This is a genomic window from Runella aurantiaca (assembly GCF_003339505.1).
GTDB classification, from domain to species: Bacteria; Bacteroidota; Bacteroidia; order Cytophagales; family Spirosomataceae; genus Runella; species Runella aurantiaca.
The window spans coordinates 70,674-95,279 of sequence record NZ_QPIW01000024.1 but is presented as its reverse complement, the minus strand read 5'-3'; the positions used below and the strand labels follow the sequence as shown (position 1 = coordinate 95,279).

General features: G+C 42.9%; 16 protein-coding genes. 14 read left to right on the top strand and 2 right to left on the bottom strand.

Annotated elements, in window-relative coordinates; all coding sequences use genetic code 11:
* The first annotated feature begins 87 nt into the window (after positions 1-87).
* The 8 genes from DVG78_RS22620 (at position 88) to DVG78_RS22585 (ending at position 9,682) form a co-directional block, all read left to right on the top strand.
* Positions 88-612, top strand: coding sequence for a PAS domain-containing protein (locus DVG78_RS22620; protein ID WP_114463310.1), 525 nt, complete (start codon positions 88-90; stop codon positions 610-612).
* A complete protein-coding gene (locus tag DVG78_RS30670; RefSeq protein ID WP_114463309.1) occupies positions 605-802 on the top strand; it encodes a cysteine-rich CWC family protein in 198 nt (65 codons plus the stop codon). The genes DVG78_RS22620 and DVG78_RS30670 overlap by 8 nt, the downstream gene beginning before the upstream one ends.
* A gap of 88 nt (positions 803-890) precedes the next feature.
* Positions 891-2,261 carry a monooxygenase gene (locus DVG78_RS22610; RefSeq protein WP_114463308.1) on the top strand — a complete coding sequence of 457 codons (1,371 nt, stop codon included), beginning with the start codon at positions 891-893 and terminating at the stop codon, positions 2,259-2,261.
* A gap of 175 nt (positions 2,262-2,436) precedes the next feature.
* Positions 2,437-3,741: a Gfo/Idh/MocA family protein gene (locus DVG78_RS22605; RefSeq protein ID WP_114463323.1), complete on the top strand. Its 1,305-nt coding sequence runs from the start codon at positions 2,437-2,439 to the stop codon at positions 3,739-3,741.
* Between the two features lie 113 nt (positions 3,742-3,854).
* A complete protein-coding gene (locus DVG78_RS22600) occupies positions 3,855-4,883 on the top strand; it encodes a glycoside hydrolase family 43 protein (protein ID WP_114463307.1) in 1,029 nt (342 codons plus the stop codon).
* 169 nt (positions 4,884-5,052) lie between these two features.
* A complete protein-coding gene (locus DVG78_RS22595) occupies positions 5,053-5,691 on the top strand; it encodes a response regulator (protein ID WP_114463306.1) in 639 nt (212 codons plus the stop codon).
* 5 nt (positions 5,692-5,696) lie between these two features.
* A complete protein-coding gene (locus tag DVG78_RS22590; protein WP_114463305.1) occupies positions 5,697-8,612 on the top strand; it encodes a sensor histidine kinase in 2,916 nt (971 codons plus the stop codon).
* A gap of 413 nt (positions 8,613-9,025) precedes the next feature.
* Positions 9,026-9,682 (top strand): response regulator, encoded by a 657-nt coding sequence (locus DVG78_RS22585; protein WP_114463304.1) that lies wholly within the window; start codon positions 9,026-9,028, stop codon positions 9,680-9,682.
* A gap of 4 nt (positions 9,683-9,686) precedes the next feature.
* Here the strand turns inward: DVG78_RS22585 and DVG78_RS22580 are convergent, their stop codons facing one another.
* Both DVG78_RS22580 and DVG78_RS22575 read right to left on the bottom strand, forming a co-directional pair.
* Positions 9,687-11,600 (bottom strand): sensor histidine kinase, encoded by a 1,914-nt coding sequence (locus DVG78_RS22580; RefSeq protein WP_114463303.1) that lies wholly within the window; start codon positions 11,598-11,600, stop codon positions 9,687-9,689.
* A 3-nt stretch (positions 11,601-11,603) separates the two neighbouring features.
* Positions 11,604-13,565 (bottom strand): tetratricopeptide repeat-containing sensor histidine kinase, encoded by a 1,962-nt coding sequence (locus tag DVG78_RS22575; protein ID WP_114463302.1) that lies wholly within the window; start codon positions 13,563-13,565, stop codon positions 11,604-11,606.
* A 194-nt stretch (positions 13,566-13,759) separates the two neighbouring features.
* Between DVG78_RS22575 and DVG78_RS22570 the strand changes: the two genes are divergently transcribed.
* The 6 genes from DVG78_RS22570 (at position 13,760) to DVG78_RS22545 (ending at position 24,594) form a co-directional block, all read left to right on the top strand.
* A complete protein-coding gene (locus DVG78_RS22570; protein WP_114463301.1) occupies positions 13,760-13,951 on the top strand; it encodes a response regulator transcription factor in 192 nt (63 codons plus the stop codon).
* 48 nt (positions 13,952-13,999) lie between these two features.
* A complete protein-coding gene (locus tag DVG78_RS22565; protein ID WP_114463300.1) occupies positions 14,000-14,827 on the top strand; it encodes a nuclear transport factor 2 family protein in 828 nt (275 codons plus the stop codon).
* A 130-nt stretch (positions 14,828-14,957) separates the two neighbouring features.
* Complete coding sequence (locus DVG78_RS22560; RefSeq protein WP_114463299.1) at positions 14,958-15,317, top strand: LytR/AlgR family response regulator transcription factor; 360 nt, start codon at positions 14,958-14,960, stop codon at positions 15,315-15,317.
* 44 nt (positions 15,318-15,361) lie between these two features.
* Positions 15,362-16,177, top strand: coding sequence for a phage tail-like protein (locus tag DVG78_RS22555; RefSeq protein ID WP_147277151.1), 816 nt, complete (start codon positions 15,362-15,364; stop codon positions 16,175-16,177).
* A 12-nt stretch (positions 16,178-16,189) separates the two neighbouring features.
* Positions 16,190-20,005: an Ig-like domain-containing protein gene (locus DVG78_RS22550; RefSeq protein ID WP_147277150.1), complete on the top strand. Its 3,816-nt coding sequence runs from the start codon at positions 16,190-16,192 to the stop codon at positions 20,003-20,005.
* A 29-nt stretch (positions 20,006-20,034) separates the two neighbouring features.
* The gene (locus DVG78_RS22545) at positions 20,035-24,594 is read left to right on the top strand and encodes an Ig-like domain-containing protein (RefSeq protein WP_114463296.1); all 4,560 of its coding nucleotides are present in this window, start codon (positions 20,035-20,037) and stop codon (positions 24,592-24,594) included.
* Positions 24,595-24,606 lie beyond the last annotated feature (12 nt).

Below are 24,606 nucleotides of genomic sequence, written 5' to 3'. Positions count from 1 at the left end.
CAACTTATTAAGCGCTTCAATTGCTCACTTATTCCAGAAAAACAGTTGTTTTCGCGTTCTATTTTTTGAATTAAACAGTTAGTAAAAATGTATTCTACGTCTGCTTTTGCCAACATGATACGAAAGTCTTACGCCAAATCGGAGGGTGATTCTCCGCTTTTTTGCTGGGACATTGTTCAGCTGTACCGGGCAACGTCAACCAATACCCAACACGATGTTTCTACGCTGAAAACCCTCATGGCAACGCAGCAATGGTCATTGGACCTCAATTTTGACGAGTTGTTGCAAAATGAATATACGATTGTTGTCACCGATACGCGTCAGACTATTCAATGGGTAAGCTCATCGTTTCAGCAAATGACCGGATACGCCAAGCACGAAGCCATTGGGCAAAAACCGAGTTTTTTGCAGGGTGCAAATACCAATCCACAGCAACTTGCGTTTTTAAGAGAACAACTCACGGCTGGTAACAAAACCCAGACCGAGGTGGTGAACTATCGCAAAAACGGCGAAGAGTATTTATGTTGGATTGAGGCCTTGCCAGTCATGAATCGTAAAGGCGAATTAGTCAATTATTTGGCCATCGAAAAAGAAGTAAAACAAGTTGGATAATCTTTCAACGCAGTCTCTTCATTCCTGTCCCCGCTGTCATCGGTCGTTTGAATGTACGCCCACTTCGGCGGCGGGTTGCGTATGTTTTCAGTTTAAGATTCCTCCTCAGGTAGCCAATTTTATAAAAGCGAATTTTGATAGTTGTCTGTGTCCAGCGTGCCTTACTGAATTGATTGAAGCGTCAAATTAAACCATTACGCCGAAGAATTGTCTCATTAGCAGCCTTCTGGAAAGTAAAAATAACGTATCTTCGACCGGTAAAATAGCCCTGCATCTGAATGAAGACCTTCAACACTTACTACGCCACATTATTGACTGCCGTCACAACGGCGTTATGGGTAGGCTCCTGCCAAACCAAAGAGACCGATGTGCTTGAAGAAGGCTCCTTTAAACTCATTCAGACGCAGATTTTCGATAAGTCATGTGCCACATCAGGCTGCCACGCTTCGGAGCAAGACGCCTCCTTTCGTCAACACGGATTAGTGTTAACCGCCGATGTTTCTTATACCAATCTGGTCAATAAATTTGCCAAAAACCCCGCTGCCAACGCCGATTCTATGCGCTTGGTAATGCCCGGCAACGTATCCAAGAGCTTTCTTTACACCAAAATCAACTGCAGCGCCGCGTCGCTTTTGGCAGGAAAACAGTACGGCAATCCCATGCCGCTGGGAGCCAACGGGCTTTCGGTTGGCGAAATAGAATTTATCCGTAAATGGATTGAGTCAGGAGCGGCGCGTTCGGGCGGCTCAGTCGACGCCTCGTTGATTACCAATTCGGTGCCGCTGTGCGGCTCTAGCTTCGGAAGTACATTTACGGCGCTTGCTCCGCCAAAGCCAAGCGAAGGCCTACAATTACATTTGGAGCCGTTTGAGGTTGCCAATACGTACGAGCGTGAGATTTTTGTGCGTAAGCCCGTCGGCAATGCGTCTGAGCTTTATATCAATCGCGTTCAGACGCGTATGCGTCCTGGCAGCCATCATTTTATTTTATACAACTTCAAAAACTTCACGAACTTACCCACGGAGGGGCAAGTTCGTGACCTCCGCAATTCCGATGGCACCAACAATCTGCTTACTTTTTTGAGTATGCAAAACCACGTTTTCTGGGCAGGAACGCAAACACAAGAGCACGATTATCAATTTCCCGAAGGTGTAGCGCTTCGTATTCCCGCCAATTATTCGTTTGACTTTAACTCACATTACGTCAATAAAACAGCGGACAAAATCCCCGGTGAAGTCTACGTAAATCTCTACAAACTAGAGAAGGAGAAAGTGAAAATTGTGGCTAATTCGCTCAATTTAGGCCACGAAAGCTTTAGCCTTCCCGCTGGACAGCGCACGGTAGCGACCAAGAGCTTTATCTTTTCCAAACCTACCAAAGTGCTGATGCTGACTTCTCATACGCACAAATTAGGCGAAAAATACGTCATTAAAATAGTGGGCGGTCCCCGCAATGGAGAAATTGTCTACGAAAGTACCGACTGGGAACACCCACTTATCAAAACGTTTGTGCAACCACTCGAATTTAACAAAGGAGAGGGCCTGATGTCGGAAGTGACCTTCAATAACACCACCACAAAAACCGTCAAATTCGGTCTTACCAGCGAAGACGAAATGGATATTATTTTCGGATATTATTACGAACAGTAAATGGCTAAATCGGGATTTTACTTCTATCGAAGTAGTACGCCTCTGTGGTGTTGTCTGCTGCATTAAATTTCGACAAGGAAAGCCAACAAATATTTTTGCCCGTATTGTTGGGGAGGTTTGTGTTTAAACACTCTTTTTGAGTTATTAAATAAAATCCTTACCAGCATACACCATGATCAATCGTCGTACTTTCATTCAAAATACTGCTGCGGGGGCGGCGGTTACCTTATTTTCTCCCTACGGAATCGCCGCGCCACGCGCCACCAAGTACCGTACTGCACTCATCGGTACCGGTTGGTGGGGTATGAATATCCTACGGGCCGCCATAGCCGCAGGGCAATCGAAAGTAGTGGCGATGTGCGACGTCGACCAAAATCAAATCGGCAAAGCGGTGGCGGAAGTAGAAAAACTAAACGGTGATAAACCCAAACAATACCGCGATTTTCGGGAACTACTAGCGACCGAAAAACCTGAGATTGTGATTGTTGCTACCCCCGACCACTGGCACCCGCTGATTTGCATCGCAGCCGTGCAAGCTGGCGCACACGTGTACGTCGAAAAACCCATCAGTCACACCATCAACGAAGGGAAAGCCATGGTAGCTGCGGCTCGCAAAACCGGCAAAGTGGTACAAGTAGGAACCCACCGCCGCGTATCCCCGCATAACATCTCGGGTCGGGATTTTATCCGTTCGGGCAAAGCGGGGAAAATCGGAATGGTGCGCACTTTTGTGCATTACGGCGGCGGCCCCGGACAAGTAACCCCCGATAGCGAAACCCCTCAAGGAATAGATTGGGATATGTGGTGCGGCCCCGCTCCGCTACGTCCTTTTAATACCAAAATTCACCCGCGCGGTTTTCGTCAATACCTCGACTATGCCAACGGGACATTGGGCGATTGGGGCATTCACTGGCTCGACCAACTGCTTTGGATAATGGAAGAAAAATACCCCCGAAAAGTATTCTCCACGGGGGGACGTGCCATCAAAACCGACAATACCGACGCGCCCGATCATCAAGTCGCCGTGTATGAATTTGAAAACTTCACCGCAACCTGGGAACACCGCCAATTTGCGGGAAATAACGCCGAAAAAACCCACCCCCAGCAGGCCGTTGGTTGCTATTTCTACGGAACAGAGGGTACTTTTCACATGGGTTGGCTTGATGGTTGGACATTTTACCCAACCGACTCCAAAAAACCCGTTATCCACGAAGATGCCAAACTAGACCTGCCCGACCAGCAAAACATTGCCAACCTTTGGGCTGATTTTCTGGACTCCATTGAGAAAAAAAGAACTCCCGTTTGTGACATCGAAATCGGGCATCGCTCCAGCAATATGGCATTATTGGGTATGCTTTCCATGAAAGCGGGCCGAAGTGTAGAATGGGACGGAGAAAAAGGAATCATCAAAAACGACCCCGAAGCCAACAAACTTCTGGAAAGAGCGTATCGGAAGGGTTGGGAATATCCGAAGGTGTAGCTGTTTTGAACTGAAAAACCGAGAAATGAGCAATGTAAAACCGCAAAAGTATCAATATCATTTTTGCAGTTTTACATTTTAAAAACAAGTACTACTGATTCTAACATTTACTGATGAAAAAAGTCATTTTCTTTTTGTTGGTCCATGCTTTTGCGCAAGCTCAAACCTTCAAAAACCCGCTGCTCCCCGCGGGAGCTGACCCGTGGTCGATTTACAAAGACGGTTTTTATTTTTACATGCATACCACTGGTAAAGATTTGACCATTTGGAAAACCAAAGATTTGTCGCAACTCGCCACGGCTCAAAAAACAGTTATCTGGACTCCACCCGCCACGGGCCCCTATTCAAAAGAAATCTGGGCACCCGAACTACATTTCTTACAAAATAAATGGTACATCTATTTTGCCGCCGACGACGGTCGCAACCGCAATCATCGCCTGTATGTATTAGAAAATTCCTCCCCTGACCCCACCCAAGGCACTTGGATGATGAAAGGACAACTCAAAACACCCCAAGACAAATGGGCCATTGACGGTTCGGTTTTTGACCACAATGGCCAAATGTATCTTACATGGTCGGGTTGGGAAGGTGATGAAAACGGTCGTCAGGATATTTATCTGTGCAAAATGAGCAATCCGTGGACCTGCGTCGGTAAGCGTATCCGCATCTCTGACCCACAGTTTGCATGGGAACACCACGGCCTGCTCACTCGCCCCGGGCCTGACGATAAGCCCGTCGTATTGGTCAACGAAGGTCCCCAGTTTTTGAAAAGCCCTAACGGCAGGATCAACATCATCTTCTCGGCGAGTGGCTGCTGGACAGACTATTACGCCTTGGGTATGATTCATGCCTCACCCACTGCCGATTTAATGAATCCTCAAACTTGGAAGAAGCATCCGACCCCAGTATTTTGGGCAAATAACGTACAGGGCACTCATGCGGCCGGGCACAATAGCTTTTTCAAATCGCCCGATGGAAGTCAAAATTGGATTCTTTACCACGCCAATTCGGAAGCAGGCCAAGGCTGCGGCAAGCAAAGAGCACCGCGTATGCAGCCCTTCACATTTACCGCCGACGGCGTGCCTGTTTTTGGGAGTCCGTTGTCGCCTGAAGTAGAAATGTCGATTCCGAAAGTGAATTAACGCATAATTTTATTTTCGGCTCTTGTGTTATAAACCTATTTATAAGGCTCCCTGTTATTAAATCCATTCCCTAAAAAGGGAAAATTAAAAACGTAAAAGACATACATTTTATCAGCATAAATGCTAAGATTGCATACATGAGTAAATGATGACGATATAAAACGACTGTATGCACAAATCTATTCAGATTCTCATCGCCGACGACCATCGCCTTTTTGCCGATGGTTTGAAGTTTATTCTTAGCTTTTCTGTTGAGTATGCCTCTGTAGACACGGTGGAAGATGGAGAAGCTGTCCTGCAATATTTACAGCAAAAAGCAACCGATGTGGTATTATTAGACATTCATTTGCCCGGCATGTCTGGCATTGATGTTGCCCGACACATTCGCCAACATCATCCGCAAGTACGAATCTTAGCGGTATCTATGGCCGAAGACCGCGAAACCGTCCAAGCCATGATTGAGGCGGGCGCTCAGGGATACTGTCTCAAAACAGCAGGACAAGCGGAGTTATTAAGAGCACTTGATAAAGTGAGCAAAAATGAGCTTTATTTCAGCCCTGAAATCGTCCCTATTTTGTTACAGCAGCGCCCTAGTGAGAAATTAAACGCATTTATTGAAAAACTCACCGCCCGAGAAATCGAACTCATCAAATGGTTGATTCAGGGACACAGTGCCGCTGAGATTGCCAAAAAACTTTTCATCAGCCCCTATACCGTCGAAACCCACCGAAAAAACATCTACGCCAAACTCAATGTCCACAGTTTGAGTGAATTGATAACCTTTGCCCTACAACATAACCTTGCCTAACCACTATGCATCTACTGCGTTACATCAAAGTGTTATGTGCGGTGTTGGCAGGTGGATTGCTTCACTACCGAGCAGAGGCGCAAAAGAAGTATTATGTGACGCAAATAGATAGCGAGATCGGGATGCCTCAATCCACCGTCTACGCCATGATGAAAGATTCCAAAGGCTTTGTTTGGTTGGGTACGGCGCAAAGTTTGAGCCGTTTTGATGGCAGTAGAATACGAAATTTCACCACTACAGGCCTGGGCAACACTCATAAAGTGTCAGGACGGCTCGTCAGAGCAATTGTGGAAGATGCCGATACCCATTTATGGCTTTCGATAAGCGATGCGCTGGTCAGATTTGACCGTAAAACAGAGCGCTTTACCTTTATTAAACAACGCACTGGGAAAAATTCAGAGCACGTATTTGGGTGGCCGATGGCCATCAAAGACACCAAAGTTTGGTGTATAGCACCCACCACGGGTGAATTGTTTTACTATGATTATCAAACGCACAAAAAAAGGGTCATTTTGACCAATGTACCTTTTTTAAACGATACTTATCGGTTCCTCAATAATACTACTTTTGACGGTAAAACAGGAATTTGGGTTCATCTTACGGAAGGACTGATGTATATTAATTTGAACACTGGGCGCACATCCTATTTTTTTAGTAAACACCCCCGTAATCAAGCAGGTACTCCTGCATCGGCGGTGACCTTTAAACTTAAAAAAGACACTTTATTGGTCGGGACCAGCAGCGGAGCATTAGCTATGCATATTCCTTCCCGACGCTATAAGACAATGCTAAATCCAGCTGTTTTCAACGGTTCTCACAATTCGGCTGTTGCTTTGCCAGCCTCTCAATCTGTAGCAGCCACCGATTTTGGAGATGGCATTCTTTGGGTTCAACGCGCACACGGTATGTATAAACTCAGCCCTGTATTGCCAAAATTCAATAAAGTTACCCCAAGCACTCATCCTGGCTTCAATGGCGAAACCTCCGTCCGCTCCATTCTCTCTCTGAATGATAGCATCGTAAGAATTGGCACAGGGCAAAACAACTACCTATACAATCGTCGTTCGAAACAATTTTTACAAACGTCCTCTGCTGATATTTTGATTTCGATGCCAGGCAGGCTAATTCCAACTTCAAACGGCGATTATTGGCTTTTGTCTTCAAAAGGACTGCGTCTCTACACTGCCCGCACCCGCACTACTGAATGCTTTACAAATCCTGACACCCTCACACCCGAAACAAAGTGGGCAAATTCCATCTTTAAAGTAATTGAGACGCCCCCCAATGCGTTGCTGGTATCGACTGAATCAGGTCTTTTTGTATTCAACAAACAAGATAAAAAATACCAGCGAATACCCTTTTTTGGTAACCACCCTACCCGCTTCCCCTTGAAAGACCACGAAGGTCGGCTGTATATTACCATGGACAGCACGCTCCACATCGGTCGTCTTAAGGGTACGAATTGGATACCTGAAACCGCCCCAAAACTCGGGTATTATTTTAGGAACGGTTTTGAGGATACCCTGCATCAAGTCATTTGGGGTGCCGCCTGGAATGGCTTAAAAATGATTCATAAAAAGGATTGGTCAATGAAAATTTGGACAAAAAAGGATGGACTGATTGATTCCTATATCTACGACGTGCTCGTTGATAAAAAAGGCGATGTCTGGTTCAGTACCAATAAAGGCATTTCGAGGCTGAATTTAAAAACTAGAAAAGTTGACAATTTTCGCCTCTCCGATGACCTTCAAAGCCTTGAGTTTAATTCCAACACGGCTCACATTACCGCTGATGGGGAGTTCTTTTTTGGGGGTGTGCGCGGTTTTAATCATTTTTATCCCGAAGATATAAAAATCAACACCCGCCCAGCCATCCCGATTCTGACCGACTTTAAAGTGCGCGAGCAGCCCTACAAACTGCCCGCGCAGGTAGGAGAAACCTCTGATATTCAATTATCTCCAGAGGATAATACCTTTTCAATTGATTACAGCGCCATTGATTTTTTCAGTTCCGGTCAAAACACCTATCAATACCGACTAGTGGGGCTCGATGACCACTGGATCAACGCTGAAGCCCAAACAACCGCACGGTTTGGCCAAGTTCCGCCAGGAAGCTATACGTTTGAACTGAAAGTGGCCAATAATGACGGGATATGGAACAATACTCCCCGGCAGCTTCGTATCGTCGTGCCTCCCCCTATGACCAGTACGTTATGGTTTCGCGCCCTAATGATTCTCTTATTGCTGGCTGGTCTGTACGGCCTATACCGTTACCAGCTTTTTCAGGTGTACCAAAAGCAGCGGTTGGAATTGGAAGTAACCATGAAAACACAGGAAGCAGAACGTCAGCGTTTTGCCATAGAGCTTCATGATGGCATTGGGGCAAACCTGGCAACCCTCAAACTCTACCTGAGCGCCCTCGAAAATCCTAAGTTTCCGTCTAAAGAACTTAGCCAACGTGCTTCTCTGCTGCTGGATACCTCATTCGTTGAGTTACGACAATTAATTCATAACCTAAGCCCGCGCACCCTGACGCAATTGGGGCTTGTGGAAGCTATCCGTAAAATCACTGCCGATATTTGTCAAAGTCATCAGCAATTGCACATTGCTTTTGAACACGATGACATGCCAGAATCAATGGAAGAGATCACACGCATAAACCTGTACCGCATCGTGCAGGAGTTGCTCCAAAACACCCTCAAACACGCCCAAGCCACGCAAATTTCCATTGAACTTAGGCAGCTGAACCACCAATTTCAATTGCATTATCACGACAACGGACGAGGTTCTTTATCCACTCAAACTACTCGCGGCAACGGCCTGACAAACATTGAAAGCAGGGTGATGCTTCTGAACGGCAAGCTGCACATTGATACTGCCCCGGGCCAAGGGTTTACAATTCTCCTTGAAATACCGTCATAATTTGCCTCAAAACAATTGCGTATATACACATGCGTTTGATTGCAACACGTAAAACTACGCAGTCATCTCCCCTGCTCAGGGTATCAAAAATACCGCACTCAGGGTATTGTACACTGCCTGAACATTCCTCAACTTTGAAGTATATTTTTCTGATACATGAGCACCAATCCTAAACCTATGCGGTGGTGGCCTATTTTGTTTTTGGCCGTCATTGCAATATTGATTGCCATCATAGGTTTATTGTTTTTCTAATACCCCTACCCGAATTGGGGGGAGAGAAATAACCTATTTTATGCAAGTTTTGTACCAAAAAAACGTCTAAACATGCCCTACAATGAATTTACTTCCTACCGCTCGCGGCAGTGAGGTACAGCTCCCCTATAATACGTGTATTGAATTAACTTACCCTATTAATGAACACTACTGACCGAATCAAAATATTACTTGTTGATGATCATCAAATGATTTTAGAAAGTCTAAAACTCCTCTTTAGACGAATTCCCAATGTAGAGATTGTGAATACCATCAGTGATAGTCGCCAAGTTCTACCGTGGTTAAGTACCAATAAAGTGGATTTGATCGTGTCTGATTTTAACATGCCCTATTTGAGCGGGGTTGATTTAACCCTTCAAATTAGACATCAACGTCTCGCTATCAAAGTGATTTTACTCACCATGTTAGAAGATGCAGCTCATATCCGTGAGGCGATTAAGGCAGGAGTGAATGGGTATATTTTAAAAAAATCAGAACGAGAAGAATTGGAAAGGGCGATTGAGTTGATTATGCAAGGGAAGCGATATTTTAGTCCAGCGATTATCGATGAACTCAGTGCCTACACGGATGAAGACCAAAACAATGCTCAGCCAGCAACTATTCAAAACCTCACAGAGCGTGAAATCGAAGTTTTAAAGCATATCGCAATGGAGTACTCAAGCCCTGAGATAGCTGATAAACTTTGCATCAGCCTTTCGACGGTTGAAACGCACCGACGGAATTTGTTTCATAAATTGAATGTCAAAAGCGCCATTGGGTTGACCAAATATGCCCTGAAACACGGAATGGTAGAATAAAACTTTAAACCAGCACGGCAATTTCATTGCAAACACCGTTGCCCTCCGTATTTTTAGTGTGCCACGTTCCATTGAGACTTTCTACGCGGGCCTTTACATTTTTCATGCCTTTTCCATCAGAGTCATTGTCAAAAAAGCCACGCCCATTGTCGGCAATGGTAAGCTTTACCTGATTCTGTTTACGGACGAGGCCAATAGAAGCCTGCGTAGCATGGGCGTGTTTGAGGATGTTGTTGATCAGTTCGAGGCAAATGCTGTAAAGTTCAAATTCTGTTTTGGGCGAGAGCCTTCCCAACTGCGGGTCAATGGAGAGGTCAAATTGGATGGCTTTGGTTTGGTTTATTTTTCGGACAAAGTGCCTGAGTGCTTCGGCAAGTCCTTGTTTTTCAAATTCTTCGGGTAAAAGGTTGTGGGAGAGGAGCCTGATTTCGTTGTAGGCCGTATCAAGCATTTGTTTCAGGTGTAGATAAACGTTTTTCTCCTCGTTGTCGAGATTGTTGGTATCAATGGCATTGACGGTATAAATCAGCGACGACATCGTACTGCCGAGGCTATCGTGAAGGTCAGCCGCTACGCGCTTGCGCTCAATGGTTTGGCCTTGGAGCAGGGCAGCTTGCAGTTCGGCGTTTTGTTTTAAAAGAGAAGCTTCCTTTTCTTTGGCAAGCTGTTGAAATTTGTAAAAGTTATTTTGCAGTTGCTTTTTACTATTGGTAAAATCAACCATAAGATAATACGAAATAGCGGCCGGCACGGCTAAAGTAGCAGTAGAAAAAGTTAGTTCATTCCATAAGAATTGGTAGGGTAGATTTATTTGAAACTCTCGCATTAATGTATAAGTCGTATATAAAATTAAGAAAATGATTGAGGCTATGAAAATCCCATAAGCTCCTTGAATTCCGTTTTTGTGAGCTTTAAAGCAAATGATAGGGAGACCTATGGATAAAAGTAAAGAAGGAGCTAAGATTCCTACAATTTGCCCCCCAAAATAAGGTCTGAACATGAAAGGAATGGACAAAAAGCAAACAATTACAGTCAATTTAAAATAATAGCCTTTAGTCAAGCCAAGGAAATAATAAAGTGCGATAAAAATGAATAATTCAACGAATGGATGTATAAAGTAGATGATTATGGCGATTTGATTTCGAAGATTGACTTCAAACACAAAGGTTGATGCCAGGGTTTCTACAAAAAAAATTAGAAATGCCAAAAAAGCATATAACCCAAAATGGAGATTCGCTTTTTGCTTTTTGGAAAATAGAAAAAAACCTAAGTGTAAAATAGTAAACAAAAAGAAAATGCCTGCTTTAAACATCGCTGAGTAATATGCTCGATTGGAGAGTCGATTTATATGCTCACCAATTATATGGCTATCTTTGGTTGGGCAAACAATAAGCTTGAGACAGTAATTAGGCGCATAAAAGTTCTTGACTAAAAAAATGTCTGGAAACGCGAAACGTACGGCCAGCACATTAGATTTATTAAGTTCCAGAGGAAACGCAATTGCTTGCCCCATAGGGTCATATCCGATTGTATTGGCTTTTGCAGGAGATATATTTCCAAATTTGCCTAACAACCGTCCATTTAAATAAAAGGCAGTGGCACCTGTCTGCTTCACCACCAAGGACAGCATTTGATAGAGCGTACTATCATGCAGAGCAAGAGGTAACCGAAACCAAACTACCGGTGGCTTTCTTATTTGATCAAGTGCCATAATGTCTTTTGTCGGGTCAATACTCTCCCATTGGCTATCATCAAAATCAGGTTTTGCGAAATCGGGGTTGTCGCCTGCGTGCCATTTCCAGCCCTTGTCGAGCAAAATGCCCTGTGTAGGAATACTGTCAATACGAAAAACCTCACTTTGGGCCCAACTGCTCAAATGAATACTCGTCAGGAATAGCAGCGTCAGGAGTTTTTTCATTGCTTAAATAGGAATAGAAATGGCTGAAGAAGTCCCTATATTCTGTTTTGAATCATACTGCCAGGTTCCGTTAAGGCTTTCTACGCGGGCTTTTACGTTTTTCATGCCTTTGCCGTCGGATTCATTATCAAAAAAGCCGCGACCATTGTCGGCGATAGTTAGCTGCACTTGGTTTTGCTCTCGGGCAAGGGCAATAGAAGCCTGCGTAGCGTGGGCGTGTTTGAGGATGTTGTTGATGAGTTCGAGGCAAATGCTGTAGAGTTCAAACTCTGTTTTGGGCGAGAGTCGTCCCAATTGCGGGTCAATGGAGAGGTCAAATTGAATGGTTTTGGTTTGGTTGATTTTTCGAACGAAATGCCTAAGTGCTTCCGCTAATCCCTGTTTTTCAAACTCTTCTGGCAGTAGGTTGTGAGAGAGGAGCCTGATTTCGTTGTAGGCGGTATCAAGCATTTGTTTGAGGTGTTGATACACATTTTTCTCGTCTTGGTCGAGATTATTGGTATCAATGGCGTTGACGGTATAGATCAGCGAGGACATGGTACTGCCGAGGCTATCGTGGAGGTCGGCCGCTACGCGCTTGCGCTCGAGGGTTTGACCTTTTAAAATAGAAGTTGATATTTCTTTATTTTTCCTTTTGAGACTCCGGTTATGGTAAAAAAGTACGCCCGCAAGTGTCATCAAAAATGCGATTCCAGCTAATAGCAAATTACGGGTTTGTCGCTGGACAGTCAGCTCATTTTGTTGAGCCAATTGTTCCATAGCCGCTTTTTGTTGTTGATTTGTGTTCTTAAACTCTGCTTCTTTCCGTTTTTTGTCAGCGTTTTGTTGGGCTACGAGTGCTTGCTGGAGCAAAAGGTCCTTGTTAAGAAAACTCATTCTTGATTGATTGAGTAAAAGGTTTTGTTTACTGATAGCTAATTCTGCCCGTTGACGTTCTATTTCAGTTTCTTTCTTCTGAGTTTGGTATTGCATTTCCAATTGAGTGAGCTTGAGGCTCACCTCGGCTTTTTCGAGTGAGTCGTTGATTTGCTGTGCTTTACTGTAATGATACAACGCCTGTTCGTGATTTTTGAGATTTTGGTAGCTTTTATGGAGCATTTCGTGTGCGGTACGAGCATAAGCTACCGACTTATTTTTTTCGGCAAGCTGTAGCGACAGCTGAGCCATTTTCACTACTTTTTCGGGCATACCAGCCCCATCAAAAAACTCAGAGAGGCGATTGTAGGTAAAATTATCGTTGATTTTTTCGGGGTTTTTGTCAATATCAATGCCTTCTTTAGCAAAATAATAACGCCCGCTATCAAGCATATTGTTGAATAGATAAGACGTGGCTACGTGCTTGTATTCAATAAGTTGAGGGTTTAGTTTGTACTTTCCTACCAGATACATTACTCTACGGTGTATTTCCAATGCTTTGGTATAATTGTTCCTACTTCGATACACATTGCTCAGGTAGTTGAGGGTATTGGCTTGGCTAAAATAGTCGTTGTGTTCTTCAAATGTTTTGAGTGCTTGGTTGAGGTAAAAAAGACTCTTGTCAAACTGCAAATCCATCAATAAAGCATTGCCCAGGCGCGCACTTGCAATACCTGCCTGTCGCCAGTTTTTTTCTTTTTCCCAAATCGCTATGGACTTAATAAGATCGGCTACCGAAGAGTCTTTTTTGAGGGTAAAGACATAATATTGGCCACGAGCACGATAAAAAAAGCCCCATCCACGCTGCCATTTGGTTTTAGTAAGCATTTTTTCACTTTCCCAGAGCCAATAACGAACAGAGTCCAGTTTTTGGAGACGAGTATAGGTAGTTGCAAGATTAATTTGTGTACCTATCAGTAGCGTATCCTTTTGAAAAGAAGGAGCCATTCGGCGAAACTCGGCGATTTTTCGTAAATCATCTTGTACTGATTGCGCCTGGGCAACCGTGCCAAACATGATTATTACAATAAGAGCAATTGTTCTTTTCATAGTTAAGCGGTTAATAATGCCAATATCTGTTTAATCTATCATTTCTCAAATAATTATGGAATACAATAACCCAATATCATGGTAAACCATGAGTGCAAAATCAGGGGATACCATGAGATAAAATCAGGGTAACTGATGAAAAAGGATTTGGGACAGAATCTGGACCTTTGTATCAACTAATTCACCCTGTGCTAATGCTCACGAAACGCGAAATGGAAGTACTGCAACTCATCGGCCAAGAACTGACCACCGAACAAATAGCCACCCGGCTGCAAGTAAGCATCCCGACCATTGAAACCCATCGTCACAATCTGTTGCAGAAGCTGGGAGCTAAATCGGTGGTGGGAATGATAAAGATAGCTTTCAAGAAGGGGTTAATAGACTAATCCCGGAGAATAATTGAATTACTTAAACCATAAACCATCTATTCTCAAATGAAAAAGCTAATCCTTACCCTCGCTCTTTCTTTTGTCATGCTGACGATAGGAAGCATCTACGCCCAAACCGACCTTAAAACCGCTTTTGAAAAAGGTATGGCTGATTATGACAAAAATCCGACGGAGGCCGTCCAACAAATGGATGACAATATCCGCTTTGTGGCAGGGCATAGCGGGCAGTTTTACGACAAAGCCGCAACACTTGCTTTGGCTAAATCTCGCCCCGCTGCCAAAAGCGAAACCCAAATGAGCGACCTGCGCGTGAAACAATCGGGTAATTTGGGCGTGGTATCGGGCATTAGAAACCACGCTTTGGTACTACCAAACAACCAAAAAATGACGTGGAAAGATGCCTTTACCTACACATTTGAGTGGAAAAAGAATAACTGGGTGCTGACCGATATACACCACACCAAGATTGACTATCAAACGGGAGAAGAGGCAGCCGTTCGGCAGGTAATTGATGCCGAAACCAAAGCCTACCACGAAGCCAACTTAGCGGTATTGGGCAGCAATTTTGCCACTACTCCTTACATAGAACGGCATGACGAAAAGCTCAGAAAAATGGCCAATACGCCCTATCTAAAAGGTGATGCTCTCCAAAAAGTCTATGAGGCATTTCCCAAAACCCATAAACCTACGGGTCTTAACGCAGTTGTGAGCGATTATGAGTCGCATGTTTCAGGCAATTTGGCTTGGGCTACTTACACCCAAGAAGATAAAAAAGCCGATGGAAGTGTAGCCCAAAAACAGCGTTTCTTGCGCATCTTGGAGAAAATTAATGGCCAATGGAAGATTGTGATGATAAGTCTTACGGGCTTTTAGGGGTTTGTCGAGCGCACAAGTTCACGGATCGTTTTTACGAAGAAGCCATGAAACTACCCGAATTGGGGGGAAGCAAATGACCCAATAGTGACAAATTTTGTACCGAAAAAACGTCTAAACAACCCCTAGCATGAATTTACTTCCTACTTCTCCCAGCAGCACCGTAACGCTTCTCAAAGATACCCCAGGTACAATCTCTCTGCTGCGCGGAAGTGTAACGATAGGCTACGATGACATCGTCCGGCTGGAAGGAGAATCCAACTATACCCGCTTTGTACTGGCCAACGGCCGTACCCTTCTTACCTCCCGAAACATAGGTTTTTATGAGTCACAGTTACCCGAAAACTTTCTGCGGGTACATAAGCGGTGCATACTTAATCAACGCTACGTGACCAAAAAATGCAAAGAATTCGTGCGAATGAGCGATGGGGCGGAAGTGGAGGTAGCGCGGAGAAAGAGGCGGGCTATAAGGGAAGAAGCTATGATTTAAAAGTTAAAGAAATGTATCAAAAAACATATTAAATGGCTAAAACTATGAAATTCCCCTATTTTTCAAGACTTCTCTTTGCTTTTCTAGGAGTATCAATAGTCATACATAATGCTCACGGGCAAAGCTTATTCCAGCTCCCAAAAGTCTCTACCACGCCATCAAGTTGCATCTCAAACGAGAAAGGCTATATGGTTTACAATACCACCGACAATAAGATATATTATTGTAATGGCACCAATTACCAACCTTTGTGTGGGATTTCTACCAACTTCTTTTCATTGGATGGTTACTCTATTGTTTCTCAAGGAAAGATAAAATTGAGTGGCTTGAATCCAAATGAAGGAGCTGTAAAAGACAAAGTTTTAACAGCAGTTGATGACTTTGGAAATGTAGAATGGAAAGTCGCTTCTGGTGGAAGTGGTGCGGGTAGTGCAGGTTTTTCTGCAATAGGAACATCCCCGGGAGGGTCAAATGGACAGAATTTTACTGGTAACACGTACACAAAATTAACAATTTTTAATATTGAGGAATTTGATGATGCTGCTCAATTTAGTGGAAACACTTTCACCGCAGCTACTGCAGGAGTTTATCACTTTGATATAAAACTTTCCATATTTCCAGTAACAATACCTGTTCCAGAAGCAACTATTGCTACTATTCAAATTCGTAAGAATACAAGTACTAATATACGTGTTTCAACTCAAGCTATTGTTTTGGGTGGTGTGGACTTTAATTCTTCATTTAACATTAAGTTAGCTGAGAACGATACTATTGAAATTTACGCTGGTACTACAGCAGGTTATACAATGAAGATAAATGGAGGTTTAAATCTGAGTTTTGGGGGATATAAAGTTTATTAAAATAATCTTGTAATGAAAAATATAGAGGCAAATACCCTTCGAAGACATATTAAAGTCTTAACTTTTTCTATAATCTGCATTATTTGCAAATTGTCCTATGCTCAAACTCCTGCAATCCAACTTGATACAGCAACTGTTAGGGAAGGAACTTATAGAGCTATTGAAATTCACCCCGACGGCAGTTTCAATAGTAATAATAAATTTTACTTATCCGTTGTCACAAAAATCACGTGGAGTGCTTCGTCGAACCCCAATGACCCAAAATATATCAATGAATTTACGAATGAATCACCCATAGAGAAATGCAAAGGCAAATATGTATTTTGTTATGAAGCCCCAATTTTAGGGATTTACCCTATATCAGGAGATAATAGAACTATTTGGAATGTTGAACGGGTATATTCCGTTTTTTCGACATCACCATACCTAAAAACAAATTTTAGCCCCACACTCTCATCTAATGGTAGTAACAATTTAGTATGCACACCCTGTGAGCGAGATACGCTGCAAATAGTAAATCTTTCTGAAACAATCAATATGTCATCTTACGAAGTGCCAAGGGAAGCTACGGTACATCATTATTTTTTGATAAGAGATAAAAATAACGATCCCGTTGAAGGTGTTGTTTTGAAATATCAAATTAACGGGAGTCCAGAAATTATATCTTCGCCTCCAACTAAAGAGTCGGGTTTAGTTGATTTGACTGTGAAAGTTGGTGGCGAAAATGTAGAAAGTATTTCAGATGACATAATTTCGGCAGGCACACAAAAGGAAGTCAGTTTTGTTGATGTGGCGATTGCCAATAAAAGTTATGAATTACTTTCAAATGCTTTTGAAAACCCTTTTACTATTTCTGTTATTGATAAAGCTGAACCAACCGAAAAAGAATTTGGAATAGGATTTGAAATTGGCGTTGGAGCTGAGCTAGTCGAAGGAACAGAATTCAAAGTTGTCCCTATTAATTTTAAAGCCGGAGTGGCAAGCATTGGCATAGGAGGCACTTACTCACCGTCTTTAACATTTATTCCAGACAATTCGAACCCTAATATATGGCAGGCCAAAATCGCCTCACCACTTGGAATCAAACTTAATGGCTCAATCGGCCCTAAATTTGAAGGAGATGTGGGTGTTTTTGGGGTAGAAGGCGGAGCATCCATTGAATCAGAAGCGAGTCTCTCGTCTGTTGAAGAATATACCTATAATTTAGATGTGACAAATACAAATCACAAATTCTTTTTGGGTGCACAGCTTTTTTCCTTGGGTGTTAAATTGGCACCCAGCGGCTTTTTGCTATCCAATTTTTTATACCGTCTTGCCAGTTTTTCAGGATTAGCTAAATCAGAAAAATACGGCTTTAACGTTGGCACACAATCAAGCTTTAATGCCGGAGTATCGTTTAGTATTTCAAAGGAAATTTCAAAAAAAGAAGAGGGAGCAAATGTTGGTATCGGTTTGGGTGCGGAGTTCAAGGCAGGTCTTTCGTCTAACGTTGAGTTTGCTTTAGAACAAACTCAATCGGAAGGGGTGAATTTCTCAACGACAATTTCGGCTGGAACCAGTGTAAACGCGGGAATAGCGATAGGTCTTAGTGCAGAAGAGTTAGAGGATAATCTTGAGGAAAACCTTTCTCTACCTTTTTCTTTGGCGTCTTACGAAAGTCAAAATAGTTTTGCCACTGTTCTTAACAGACATTTGGAATCGTTTGGTGGTAATTTACTTGATGCATCTGTATCATTCTCTAATGAGAGAAACAAAGAAATAGCCGGAAAGTCATACAAATTGAACTATGTGAACAAACTTACTTACAGTAAAAAAGCCATAGATAGAATTGGACTGCTATCAAACAATTTTGTATCTAAATTTTTTGAAGATGGCAATACTTTGAAAGCCCCTTTTACTCTCGTAAGTAGCGCTCTTAGTGGCTCTGGAAGTGCGTTCAAACAAATCAATCAATATCAGTCACAAGCCTTTGGAAAACCAAAAGGAACATTAAATACGGCTGACTTTTCAACTAGTAATACCAAAGAAGTTACTAACATTAATGACTATTCGATTGGTTTTGGATTAACAGCTTTTGTAGGAGTGGAATTTGAACTAGGCTATAAAGAATGGAATAAATATACCCTTCCCTTTAAAGAATATAAGTACGCAAAAGATGTTGACAGACTTTTACCTGTCATAGACTACCCTGACATTGAGTCTAACATCCAACTGCCTGCCTCAACCCCATTGGCTAACTTTATTTCTAATCTAAAGACAAGCATTGACAACACACCCATCAGTGCCCTCAATACTGCCAAGAGTTTTGTTACAGAGTTGTCAAGTATCCTGTCGAGCATAGCACTTACTTTCTCCAATAGCCAAAATGGCTCAACACTGAGACTGGGATTGGATGCCAAACCTTTTATAACCAGTGCCAAAAACGCACGTACCAATACAGCTCCCAGTACTTTTACTTTCAATATCCCTGGTGGAAATACGGCTTTCAATGCAGGGGATGAAATGCTTTTCAAGTATTACTATCCAGAAAATCAATTGAGTGCAGCTACGCTAAGTGATACATTCAAACTTGTAACAGATGTATTCTTCCTCAATGCCATGAACGGCACTACAGATTTAGATATCGCCCCCAATGGCAACTTCACCGTCAATACAACCTTCAATGATTATGAACTTGAATTGGCAGGTCTACCGCTTACTCTTACGCCCAAAGTTCTTTTTCAACCCATTGGCAGCAATACTTGGGAGATAATCGGCGATGTTAACCAAACCATCAACTTCAACCGTTTGGGTATCTTCGCCATAGGGGTATCGCTTCAGAAAGATTTTGTTCCTCCCACTATCACCGTCACCCCACCCGCTTCTTTTGTTGATGGGCAAAACTTTCAATTTACATTGACCGACAACCTGTCGGGGATTGATTGGAGTAAAACGTATTTTATCTGCAACGGTACAATAGTGCCTTACCAGAGAGTAGGCACAAGCAATTCAGTTAATATCCCCATTGCTGGCCTTCACGTAAGTGGCTCGCCACTTCCCGAGACGTTTTCCATTCAAATCCGTACGATTGATTTGGCATACAATAAAAAATCATTTTCCAATACCTATCCTTGCCCTAAAAACATCAAATTTTTCAGCATTTTGGGCGGTGGTGCAACCCTCAACAAACACCAAGCCCTCGAATCCATCGAAGTAAGCGGCTCGGCGGTTATTCCACCATCCATAGAACTGAAAGCTGGCAAAGCTGTTTTACTAAGTCCGGGCTTTAATTCAGAAAATTCAGGCGGCTACTTAACAGCAGAAATCGGTGGGTGCAATACTTCCAGTGTCCCGGCTCAACCGGTCAATTTTACAGTCAGTTCAGCCGCAGTATGCAAGGGGCAAACAGGTGTAATTTATACAGTGCAAAGTGTAAGTGGTGTAACCTACAACTGGTCTTACACCGGTACGGGCGCTACCATCAACGGTACCGGCAATAGCATTACGATTGATTTTGCCGCCAATGCCACGGCTGGGACACTTTCCGTAACTGCCACCAATGGCGCCGGCACAAGCCCTGCCCTCACGGTCGCCATCAGTGTCGATACGCCCCCCAATTCACCTATTGCTTCCGGTGTGACCATTTCTTCAGGTTCGACAGCAAACCTTACTGCTACGGGATGTACGACGTATAAATGGTACGGTCAGGCAACCGAAGGTACCGCCGTTTTTACCGGGCAAAATTTTACAACACCAGCATTAAATTCAACGACTACCTACTACGTATCCTGCAACAACGGCACCTCCTGTGAATCGTCCCGTGTACCGGTCGTGGTAACAGTCCAATAAGTCATTTTCATCATTTGCACGAAATACCCATGAAAAAGCATCTATTCATTTGCTTGTGCCTGTTATTGTTTCAAACAGGATTTGCCCAACAATTCCCCACCTTCGATTGGGCACGGGTGGCCAGCGAAAGCTATCCCTCAATTCCTTCGGTTGGTACGAGTTATGGATCTGACATACGGCTCATCAAACGTGATGCCGCGGGCAATTTGTACGTAAGCGGGCAAATCAACAAAGCCATGAAATTTGCCAATCAGGATATTTATGCTCAAAATTTTTATGGAAGCATTTATGGAAATTATTTCATGAAATTAAATCCGACGGGCGAAACTATTTTGTGGATCAAAACGATGGTCTATGCAGGAATTTCAGATTTTGAAATTGACAATGATGGTTTTATTTATGCCGTTTCTGAAGGCGGTGGTGGCGGCACAATAAAATACGGTGATGCCACTATTGCCGGAGGAGATGCATACCCTAATATTGAAGTAGCTAATTATTACAAAATAAACGCCAGTAATGGTGACTTAGTTTGGATGAAAAATGCAGGAACTCCCAGTTTTGCACCCTCTATTTATCCTTTTGTTGAAACAGATAACAATGCCCTATATCTGACCGATTGTTTGGGGCCCAATGCTAACAATAGCACTACTGCCCGAGGGTATCGTTTGATAAAAATTTTAAAATCAGTAGCAAATGCAGACCCTGATGGGCATATCGAAAACAAAGCATGGATATTAGATAAAGACTGGTTTGCGGCCAATGTTGACCCTTTGTTTGAAAACTTTATTTTGGATATAAAACTCACCAATGATAAACAGAGTCTTTGGCTTTATTTGAAAACGGGTGATGTTTGGATTGATGATTTCTCTAATCAACAATTTGACACGCGTGATATGATTGTGGTGCGGTTAGACAATCTAAACAGTGCTACTCCGACGGTAGGTTTTAAGAAGAAATTCAGCACAATCATTTGCCCCGACCAAGGTGATTTACAAATCGACAGCCAAGGAAATGTTATTCTGACCGGAGCCTTTCATACCGACCCATTACGCTATACCGCAAACGCAAACGGCAAAGCTGAAGTAATTTTTGGAGGAATTACCTATGAATTTCCCATGAATATTCACCAGCAATTTATAGCCAAACTCTCGCCAACGGGCGCTGAAACTTGGATAAAATTTTATGACATTCAAATTCCCTATCAGTTTCGTAGCCTCACACTTGATGCCAGTGATAATATGTACGTAGCGGGAGGTACTATTTATACCAAGAATAGCACAATCGGCTCATTTACAAGCTATAATGACGCTTTTTGGATAATGAAACTAAAGCCCAATGGTGACCAAGTATACATGTGGTCGAATGAAGAAGGAAATGGATTTGGCAGTGAAGCTGTTTTATGTGCAACAGGATCAGATGGAGTACTCATCGGGACCGGAGGAACACAAAGAAGGTTACCTGATGCACAAGCGTATTTCAAAGTTGGCAATAAAGAAGTTTTTGATGGAGGTGGTTTTGTACTTTCAAATTTAAAACACTCAGGTACTGCCAAACCTTTTGAAGAATTCAAAAAACTGAAAAATATCAATACCAGTTATGATGTTTTAAGTCACTATAGTTCGCACCCAAATAACTTTACCGAATTGGGCGGCAGTCTTGTGTTTTTTGCTTGGGGGGGAGCAGATTTGAATAATGCTGGCTACTTGTGGAAAACGGATGGCACTGAGGTTGGAACGACAATTCTCAAAGAAGTAAATACTAACAGCGATGTAAGTAGTGGACCTTACAAAGGACAGTTGGTTAAGACACCCACAGATTTATATTATGAGGGGCAAAGTAAACCAACTGCAACAACTGTACAAAGAGAAATATGGAAATCAGATGGAACGATAGCTGGAACTGTAAGAGTAAAAGCATTTTTAGGAGCAAGCCACGAGAATGCAGGAAAAGAATCAATGTATGATATTTTGGACATGGAGTTTTGTAATGGCATCGTATTCTTCACAATGACAGATAATGTAGCCAATAAAATAGACCTTTGGAAAACCGATGGAACAGAAGCAGGCACAGTGAGGGTTTATGAAAACTGTCAATCACAAATACAGGCTTATAATAATCAAGTTTATTATTTCATAGCAGGTGTCCCTGACCCCAATTTTGGCACAGTGAGTTTTAGTATGAGACGATACAGCACCCTTACCAATTCGGGTGGTTTTGTAAAGAATCTCGCCTCCACTAATGCCGCCAACATTCCTCGTTTTTTTGGGGTAGTCAATAATGTTATGTTGTTTGCAGGCGATGGTACAATAGTTCTAAACAACAATAACGTCAATTCGGGAATGGAACTGTGGAAGTCAGACGGAACAAGTGCGGGAACCGTGATTGTAAAAGATATAAACCCAGAAGTCCCAAATAATTTTCCTTCCGGACCATTTTCGTCAGGAAAACATTCAATATCTTATGCTAATAAATCTGAATATTTTATTGGAGCAAATTTTAATTTACCCAATTTAGATACCCGAAGCATCATTTATAATAATAGCCTCTATTTCAATGCAGACGATGGCATAAATGGGAGTGAACTATGGAAATCGGATGGAACGCAAGAAGGGACTGTATTAGTTAAAAACACGGCAACCGGGAGTTACACTGACATTTGGGGACAAACCTACCCGAGAAATTCTGACCCTGCCTATTTATACCCATTCAATGGAAGTGTCTATTTTATGGGGTACGATGATGTAGGTAATGGAAATAGAGGACTTCATAAAACGGATGGTACAACTAATGGTACAGTATTGGTAAAAAGTGATATACTCTACGGCGGTTACAATATTGACCCCTATTATAATTCAAGCTTTGGTAGCGTTGATGCAAGTGAAAAAATGCCATATGCCGTTCTTAATAACAGATTATATTTTGGCGGAAAAGAAACACCAACCCCGGTAACTGCTCAAGACAGTGAAATTTGGTCCACAGATGGCACAACTGAAGGCACAAAACAACTGAAAAATTTAACAAAAGTAGCTTCTACAACTCCTGTAAATATGTACGCCTGGAATGGCAGTTTATATTTCACAATGCATAAATATCAAAATGTAAGAAATTTTTATTACCCAGCAACCGAAGCCGAACCATGGAAATTCACTCCCGCCCCCTGCACCAATCCTGCCCCGGCGGGACCATTGGCCACTGCACCAACAATTTTAGCAAGTTATCCTGCCACAATTAAATCCAATGGCTGTCTTGGAATTGTAAAATGGTATGCCGCAGCATCGGGAGGTTCCCCCATTTTTACAGGAGATAATTATACCACGCCACTGCTCAATACCACTACCACTTATTACCTTACCTGTACGTTCAATAATTGCGAAAGTCAGCGCAGCCCGGCCACCGTAACGGTCAATCAGCCCAACTGTACTACACTCCCCTCACCTCCTACCTGCAACGGCGGCAGCGTAGTAAACGGTAACAGTATCACCCTCACGGCGCTGGGCTGTGCTGAGCAAACCCGTTGGTATAATCAACCCGCTGGCGGCACATTGTTAGGGCAAAACAGCACATTCACCACGCCCAATCTTACTACCCCCACCACCTACTATCCCGTGTGTTTTATGCAGGGTTGCGAAAGCCCCCGAACATTGGCGGTGGGTATTACGATCACCCCATCCAGCGGCCAAGCCCTTGATTTTGACGGAACGGATGATGTGGTTACAGTACCTGCAAATGAAGGCTTTAATCCGCAATCATATACAATAGAAGCATGGGTAAGATTTGATATTAATAACCGAAATCAAACCATCATGGATAACAGCCGAAGATGGATGTACTACAATTACGCTCAAGCTGGAAATTCAATCAAATTTGGATTTGAAGACAATGGGCACCCCAGAGAGGCAGGGTTTTCATTTACCCCAACAGCGGGTATCTGGTATCATTTAGCTTGTAGTTTCAATAATACTTCAAAAGAATCTTATTTCTACATCAATGGTGAACTTCAAGATGTTCAAAACATCAACTACGCACCAAGTCAGACTAATTTTGAAATGAAAATTGGCAATCATTATACATTTACTGGATGGGAATTAGACGGACGAATAGAAGAAGCACGTTTTTGGAATGTAGCAAGAACAGAAACCCAAATCGGGGCAAGCTACAATACCGAATTGAGTGGCAATGAAAGCGGCTTGGTTTTCTACTATAAATTCGATGGCGAAGCCACTTGCGATGTACAAGATTGTTCGCCAAACCAGTTGCATGGTACGCGTGAAGGTACCACAGGAACAAACAATAAACCGCAATTTTTTAATACAAGTGTTGCTTTGACCGATGTTGCCTGCGGAGTTTCGAGTGCCTGTACACTGCTCAACCCCTGCCCTGCTTCACTGCCCATTGCCTCTCCCAACTACACCACCGAAACCCTCACTCGCCAAGCCAATGCTATCAATGGTGCTATTACGGCCATCAACCAAATCACCAATACCGCCAAAATAACGTACGAAGCTCGCTCAATTACGCTTAATGAAGGTTTTGTAGCGCAGCCCACCAATACAGGGTATTTTAAAGCACAAGTGGGTGGGTGCAATTAACAGAATAGCCAA

Excerpts from the sequence above, each read along its gene's own strand:
- DVG78_RS22575 (WP_114463302.1), bottom strand. The coding sequence starts at position 13,565 with ATGAAAAGAACAATTGCTCTTATTGTAATAATCATGTTTGGCACGGTT.
- DVG78_RS22580 (WP_114463303.1), bottom strand. The coding sequence starts at position 11,600 with ATGAAAAAACTCCTGACGCTGCTATTCCTGACGAGTATTCATTTGAGC.
- DVG78_RS22610 (WP_114463308.1), top strand. The coding sequence starts at position 891 with ATGAAGACCTTCAACACTTACTACGCCACATTATTGACTGCCGTCACA.
- DVG78_RS22545 (WP_114463296.1), top strand. The coding sequence starts at position 20,035 with ATGAAAAAGCATCTATTCATTTGCTTGTGCCTGTTATTGTTTCAAACA.
- DVG78_RS22565 (WP_114463300.1), top strand. The coding sequence starts at position 14,000 with ATGAAAAAGCTAATCCTTACCCTCGCTCTTTCTTTTGTCATGCTGACG.
- DVG78_RS22555 (WP_147277151.1), top strand. The coding sequence starts at position 15,362 with ATGAAATTCCCCTATTTTTCAAGACTTCTCTTTGCTTTTCTAGGAGTA.
- DVG78_RS22585 (WP_114463304.1), top strand. The coding sequence starts at position 9,026 with ATGAACACTACTGACCGAATCAAAATATTACTTGTTGATGATCATCAA.
- DVG78_RS22590 (WP_114463305.1), top strand. The coding sequence starts at position 5,697 with ATGCATCTACTGCGTTACATCAAAGTGTTATGTGCGGTGTTGGCAGGT.
- DVG78_RS22570 (WP_114463301.1), top strand. The coding sequence starts at position 13,760 with ATGCTCACGAAACGCGAAATGGAAGTACTGCAACTCATCGGCCAAGAA.
- DVG78_RS22595 (WP_114463306.1), top strand. The coding sequence starts at position 5,053 with ATGCACAAATCTATTCAGATTCTCATCGCCGACGACCATCGCCTTTTT.
- DVG78_RS22560 (WP_114463299.1), top strand. The coding sequence starts at position 14,958 with ATGAATTTACTTCCTACTTCTCCCAGCAGCACCGTAACGCTTCTCAAA.
- DVG78_RS22550 (WP_147277150.1), top strand. The coding sequence starts at position 16,190 with ATGAAAAATATAGAGGCAAATACCCTTCGAAGACATATTAAAGTCTTA.
- DVG78_RS22620 (WP_114463310.1), top strand. The coding sequence starts at position 88 with ATGTATTCTACGTCTGCTTTTGCCAACATGATACGAAAGTCTTACGCC.
- DVG78_RS22600 (WP_114463307.1), top strand. The coding sequence starts at position 3,855 with ATGAAAAAAGTCATTTTCTTTTTGTTGGTCCATGCTTTTGCGCAAGCT.